Annotated in this window: 5 protein-coding genes; 4 read left to right on the top strand and 1 reads right to left on the bottom strand. The window is 73.3% G+C overall.

Going from position 1 to position 5,659, the window contains the following annotated elements:
• Positions 1–50 precede the first annotated feature (50 nt).
• Positions 51–872 (bottom strand): hypothetical protein, encoded by an 822-nt coding sequence (locus M4J07_RS46465; protein ID WP_255983195.1) that lies wholly within the window; start codon positions 870–872, stop codon positions 51–53.
• 62 nt (positions 873–934) lie between these two features.
• Here M4J07_RS46465 and M4J07_RS46460 point away from each other — a divergent pair, with 62 nt between their 5' ends.
• The 4 genes from M4J07_RS46460 (at position 935) to M4J07_RS46445 (ending at position 5,204) form a co-directional block, all read left to right on the top strand.
• Positions 935–2,263, top strand: a complete 1,329-nt coding sequence (locus M4J07_RS46460; RefSeq protein ID WP_255983193.1) for a 6-phospho-beta-glucosidase — start codon at positions 935–937, stop codon at positions 2,261–2,263.
• Between the two features lie 246 nt (positions 2,264–2,509).
• Positions 2,510–2,701 (top strand): putative ATP-grasp-modified RiPP, encoded by a 192-nt coding sequence (gene tgmA / locus M4J07_RS46455; RefSeq protein WP_255983191.1) that lies wholly within the window; start codon positions 2,510–2,512, stop codon positions 2,699–2,701.
• Positions 2,702–2,715: 14 nt separating this feature from the next.
• Complete coding sequence (gene tgmB / locus M4J07_RS46450; protein ID WP_255983189.1) at positions 2,716–3,711, top strand: ATP-grasp ribosomal peptide maturase; 996 nt, start codon at positions 2,716–2,718, stop codon at positions 3,709–3,711.
• A gap of 32 nt (positions 3,712–3,743) precedes the next feature.
• Positions 3,744–5,204 carry a carboxylesterase/lipase family protein gene (locus tag M4J07_RS46445; RefSeq protein ID WP_255983187.1) on the top strand — a complete coding sequence of 487 codons (1,461 nt, stop codon included), beginning with the start codon at positions 3,744–3,746 and terminating at the stop codon, positions 5,202–5,204.
• Positions 5,205–5,659 lie beyond the last annotated feature (455 nt).

Here is a 5,659-nt window from a genome sequence, read left to right as displayed (position 1 = left end):
CCACACCTCACCCGTCACGCCCGCCGCTCACCTCCGGTACGAGACCGGCGTCACCTCTTGTACGAGATCACCGCGGTCGTCACCAGACACGGGGACGGCGGCACGATCTCCACCCGCAGGGTGCCGCGCGCCGCGTCGTAGTCGATGCCCTCGGTCTCGAACGTGCCCGAGCAGACGCTGCGTTGCGGGACCGCGAAGACGCTCGTGACCCGGCCCGTGACCGGCTTCCCGTCGAGCGGCCGGTCGAGCGCCACCTCCAGCACCTCCTTCGCCGCGCCGTCCGAGGAGCACAGCAGATGCGTGGCGTCGGTGAAGTCGCAGCCCTGGATGTTCTCCACCGGCCGGTCGAGGCCGATCTGCCCGGCCTGCGGCAGGTTCGCGCCGGGCGCGGGCGCCGAGGCGTTGAGCACGGGCGTCGGGAACACCTGCAACCGGTTCATCGTGCCCCACTCGCCGGACACCAGCCACTGCCCGTCGGGCGACACGGACGCGAACGAGTTGTTGAGCAACTCGCCCTGGTCCAGCGCGTGTTCGTACGTGGTCCGCTTGCCGTCCGGCGCCGTCACCGCGTACATCTTGCGCGTCGCCGCGTCACCGCCCTGGTACGCGTCGAAGGTGTACCCGCCCGCCACGTCCGGGTCACCGACGTGCGACCAGCCGGCTATCCGCAGGTCGAGGGGGATCGAGGCGAGCCCCCGGTACACCAGCGAACCGTCGGCGCGGCTCGCCAGCCCCTGGCTGCCGGTCAGTGAGTTCACGTACGCGGTACCGCTCTCGGTCCACGTCGGTGCGGCCGTCGCCGTACCCACGCCGAGCGTGAGCGCGCCGAGGGCGGCCGCGAAAGTGAGGAGGGGGCGTCTCGTCCGTCGCATCATGGGGGGTCCTCCGCCGGTCGAAGATCGGGTCGGGGACCAGGCTGCCCTACGATCGGGCCATGAGGCTGACGATTCTCGGCGGTGGCGGATTTCGAGTGCCCCTGGTGTACGGGGCCCTGCTCGGCGACCACGCGCCGGGCAGGGTCACCGAGGTCACCCTGTACGACACCGACGCCGACCGGCTGAAGGCGATCGCCGGGGTGCTGGCGGAGCAGGCCGGCGACGTCCCGGACGCGCCCGTGGTGCGCTCCACGACCGATCTCGACGAGGCGCTGCGCGGCGCCGGCTTCGTGTTCTCGGCGATCCGGGTCGGCGGGCTCGCGGGGCGGGCGGCCGACGAGCGGGTCGCCCTCGCGGAAGGGGTGCTCGGGCAGGAGACGGTCGGCGCGGGCGGCATCGCGTACGGGCTGCGGACCGTGCCGGTCGCCGAGCACATCGCGCGCCGGGTCAAGGCGGTGGCCCCCGACGCCTGGGTCATCAACTTCACCAATCCGGCGGGCCTGGTCACCGAGGCCATGTCCCGGCACCTGGGCGACCGGGTCATCGGGATCTGCGACTCGCCGGTCGGCCTGGGACGCCGGGTCGCCCGGGTGCTCGGCGCCGACCCGGCCGACGCCTGGATCGACTACGTCGGCCTCAACCACCTCGGCTGGCTGCGGGGGTTGAGGGTGGCCGGGCGGGACGAGCTGCCGCGCCTGCTCGCCGACGAGACGCTGCTCGGCTCCTTCGAGGAGGGCCGTCTCTTCGGCACCGACTGGCTCCGCTCGCTGGGCGCGATCCCGAACGAGTACCTGCACTACTACTACTTCAACCGCGAGACCGTCCGCGCCTACCAGGAGGCCGAGCGGACCCGCGGCGCGTTCCTCGCCGAGCAGCAGTCCGCGTTCTACTCCGCACCCTCCTACGCCAGTTGGGACCGCACCCGCGCCGAGCGCGAGGCCACGTACATGGCGCACAACCGCGAGGCGTCCGGCGCGGGCGAGCGGGACGCCGCCGACCTGGAGGAGTCCGGCGGCTACGAGAAGGTGGCCCTCGCCCTGATGCGGGCCATCGCCCGCGACGAGCGCGCCACGCTCATCCTCAACGTCCGCAACCGGCGTGCTCTCGCGGCCCTCGACGCGGACGCCGTCATCGAGGTGCCCTGCCTGGTGGACGCCAACGGGGCCCACCCGGTGGCGGTCGACCCGCTGCCGGACCACGCCACCGGTCTCGTCACCGCGGTGAAGGCCGTGGAGCGCGAGGTGCTGGCGGCGGCCGAGTCCGGTGCGCGGGCCTCTGCCGTGAAGGCGTTCGCCCTGCACCCGCTCGTCGACTCCGTCACCGTGGCCCGCCGGCTCCTCGACGGGTACGTGGCGGCACACCCCGGACTCGCGTACCTGGGCGCATAGCTGTTCGGAGTGTGGAGGGCTGTGTGAGGAACTGTAAAGGCGCGTAAAGGCGAGGTATAGGCAGGGGCGGCCCAATGGGCCGCCCCTTTTCCCTTCCTGACGTTGTGTCATCACGGAGCGTGGCGGAATGAACTCATCCGCAGGTGTGACGCGTCCTACAGAGGGAATCTGAGAAATTCGCTAGGAGTGTGACGCCGGAGAGTCACCATGCGCTTGACTTGGTGCGCCCCCCAACTAGGAGTACTCATGCGACCGTTCGCCCTGAACTATGCCCGCCCCGTGCGAGAGGCAGAGGTCAGCGCGCCGTACACGTACGACTCCGCGCTGCAGTTGAATCTGCTGCCTGACGGCGGAGTGGCCGCGCGCGACTACGCAGTGTTGCGAGAATGCGCCGCCACCACGTCCACGGCAGGGTCCAAAACACATTTCGACGACTGAGCGGCCGCGCGGAAATGACAGTCCTGATCCTGACGTCCGAACAGGATGTGACCGCCGACCTGGCGGTCGTCGAATTGAACACGCGGGGAATCCCCGTCCTGCGGCTCGACCCGGCCGAACTGCCCGGCAGCGTCGAGGTGTCGGGGGAGTTCGCGCACGGCACGTTCCACGGCCATCTGTCCGTGGCCGGGCGCGTCGTCAGCATGGGCGGACTGCGGTCCATCTGGGTGCGCAGACCCGGCACCCCGGCCGCCCGTGCCCGCGCCGCCTCGCCCTGGCTCACCGAGGAGGCGTCCCAGGCGCTGTACGGGATGCTGCGCTGCACCGACGCACGGTGGATGAACCATCCGGACGCCGCCCGCCAGGCCCGCCACAAGCCGTGGCAGCTGTGGCTGGCGCGGAACTGCGGGCTGCCCGTGCCCGCCACGCTGATCACCACGTTCCCGAGGGTGGCCAGGGAGTTCGCCGAGCGCTACCCCGACCTGGTCGTCAAGCCGGTGTCCGGCGCGCACCCCGGCGACGACGGGCTCGCCGTGCCGACCACGCGGGTGCGCCCCGGGGAGGACTACCGGGACGTCGCGCACGGGCCGACGCTGCTGCAGCGCAGGATCCGCAAGGCCGCGGACATCCGGCTGACCTGCGTGGGCGACCGGATGTTCGCGGCGCGGGCGGCGGACGACAACGATGCCGGGGACGGCGTCGTCGACGTCCGCTTCCACAGTGACGCCGGTCCGTGGCGCCCCGTCCCCGTACCGCGCCGGATCGCCGACGCGGTGCACGCCTATCTGACCCGGTCCGGACTCGCCTACGGCGCCTTCGACTTCGCCGAGGACGCGGACGGCATGTGGTGGTTCCTGGAGTGCAACCAGTCGGGGCAGTTCGGCTTCGTGGAGATCGAGACCGGACAGCCCATCGGCCGGGCCGTGGCCGAGTGGCTCGCGGGAGAGCCGTTCGGACCGCCCGGCCCGGGGGACGGCGAGGAGGGGGTCTCCGTGTGCCCCGCCCCCTGACCCGCCGGACCGGCGGGGCCTACGCTCCCGTCATGACCACGCTCACGACACCGCCCGTGTGCACGACCCGGCAGGGCGCCGTGCGCGGCCGCACGGAGAACGGGATCAGCGCGTTCCTCGGAGTGCCGTACGCCGCCCCGCCGTTCGGGCCCCGCCGGTTCGCCGCGCCCGCCCCCGCCGAGCCGTGGACCGGCGAGCGGGACGCCACCGCGTACGGTCCCACCGCGCCCAAGGCCCCGTACACACCGCCCTTCGACGCGCTCATCCCGGAGACGGACGTCCCCGGCGAGGACTGCCTCAACCTCAACATCTGGACCCCCGAACCGGGTCCTGGCGCCCGGCTGCCCGTCATGGTGTGGCTGCACGGCGGGTCCTTCTCCAACGGCTCGGCGAACTCCTCCGGCTACCGCGGCGACTTCTTCGCCCGCGACGGCGTCGTCCTCGTCGGCGTCAACTACCGCCTGGGCACGGACGGTTTCCTGCACCTGCCCGGCGCTCCCGACAACCGCGGACTCCTCGACCAGATCGCCGCCCTGGAGTGGGTGCGGGACAACATCGCGGCGTTCGGCGGCGACCCGGACCGCGTCACGGTCTTCGGCGAGTCCGCGGGCGCCGTGGGCATCGGGCAGCTGCTCGCGGAGCCGCGGGCCCGTGGCCTGTTCCGGCGGGCCGTGCTGCAGAGTGGGGCCTGCCACCACTTCGTGCGGCCGGACACGGCGCGCCGGATCGGTGAGCGGATGGCGGACCGGCTCGGCGTCCCGCACACCGCCGAGGCCGTCGCCGCCGTGCCGCTGCCCGCGCTCATCGCCGCGCAGGCGGACCTGCGGAACGACTTCGCGAAGCGGCCCGACCCGGCGGTGTGGGGTGACGCGGCGCTCAACGGCATGGTCTTCGAGCCGGTCGCCGAGGAGCTCCGGCTGCCCGGGCCCGACCTCGGCGTCGACCTCCTCGTCGGCTCCAACCGCGAGGAGAACCGGCTGTACATGGTGCCGACCGGCCGCTTCGACACCATCACGGACGAGCGCCTCGCACGGGGCGCCCTGGCCTACGGCGCCGATCTCGACGGATACCGGGCGAACCGCCCCGGTGCGAGCCCCGGCGAGCTCCTGGACGCGATCGTCACCGACTGGTTCTGGCGCGTCCCGGCGATCCGCCTCGCCGAGTCCGTGCCGGGCAGCCACGTCTACGAGTTCGCCTGGCGCTCCCCGCAGTTCGACGGCCGACTCGGCGCCTGCCACGCCCTCGAACTCGGCTTCGTCTTCGACCTCGTCGGTGACCCGGACTACCTCCCGATGACGGGCGCGGACGCCCCGGCCGACCTGGCCCGCGCCCTGCACGGCGCCTGGGTCTCCTTCGCCACGACCGGCGACCCGGGCTGGCCCGCGTACGACCCGGCGGCCGACCGGGCCACGCGGGTCTTCGACGCGGGCGCGTGCCGCACGCAGAGCGATCCGCGGGCGGCGGAGCGAGCACTGTGGGAGGGCAGGCGCTGACCTCCGGTCCGGGCCGGTCGAACTCCCGTGCCGCTCACATCGGGGCGGGCCCGGCCCGACACCACAACGCCCCACCGTCGACAGCCCACACGGGCCACGGGCACCGGCACCGCCGCACGCCCGGGCCCCGCACTGCCGCGGCACCGCACCCCGAGCACCGATCTCGCCGCACGCCCGGGCGTCTGCCCCTGCACGCACCGGGGCGTCTGTCCCTGCACGCACCTGGGCATCCGCCCCTGCACGCACCGGGGCGTCTGTCCCTGCACGCACCTGGGCATCCGCCCCTGCAGGCACCCGGGCGTCTGTCCCTGGACGCACCGGGGCATCCGCCCCTGCACGCACAGGGGCGTCGGCCCCTGGAGGCACCCGGGCATCCGCCCTGCACGCACCCGGCATCCGCCCCTGGACGCACATGAGGCGCCCGCACCTCCAGACCCCCGGGCGGCCGCCCACCC

The organism is Streptomyces longispororuber, from assembly GCF_024448165.1.
Lineage (GTDB): Bacteria > Actinomycetota > Actinomycetes > Streptomycetales > Streptomycetaceae > Streptomyces > Streptomyces longispororuber_A.
Note: the sequence above shows the minus strand (reverse complement) of the source record. Positions and strands in the feature narration are given on the sequence as shown.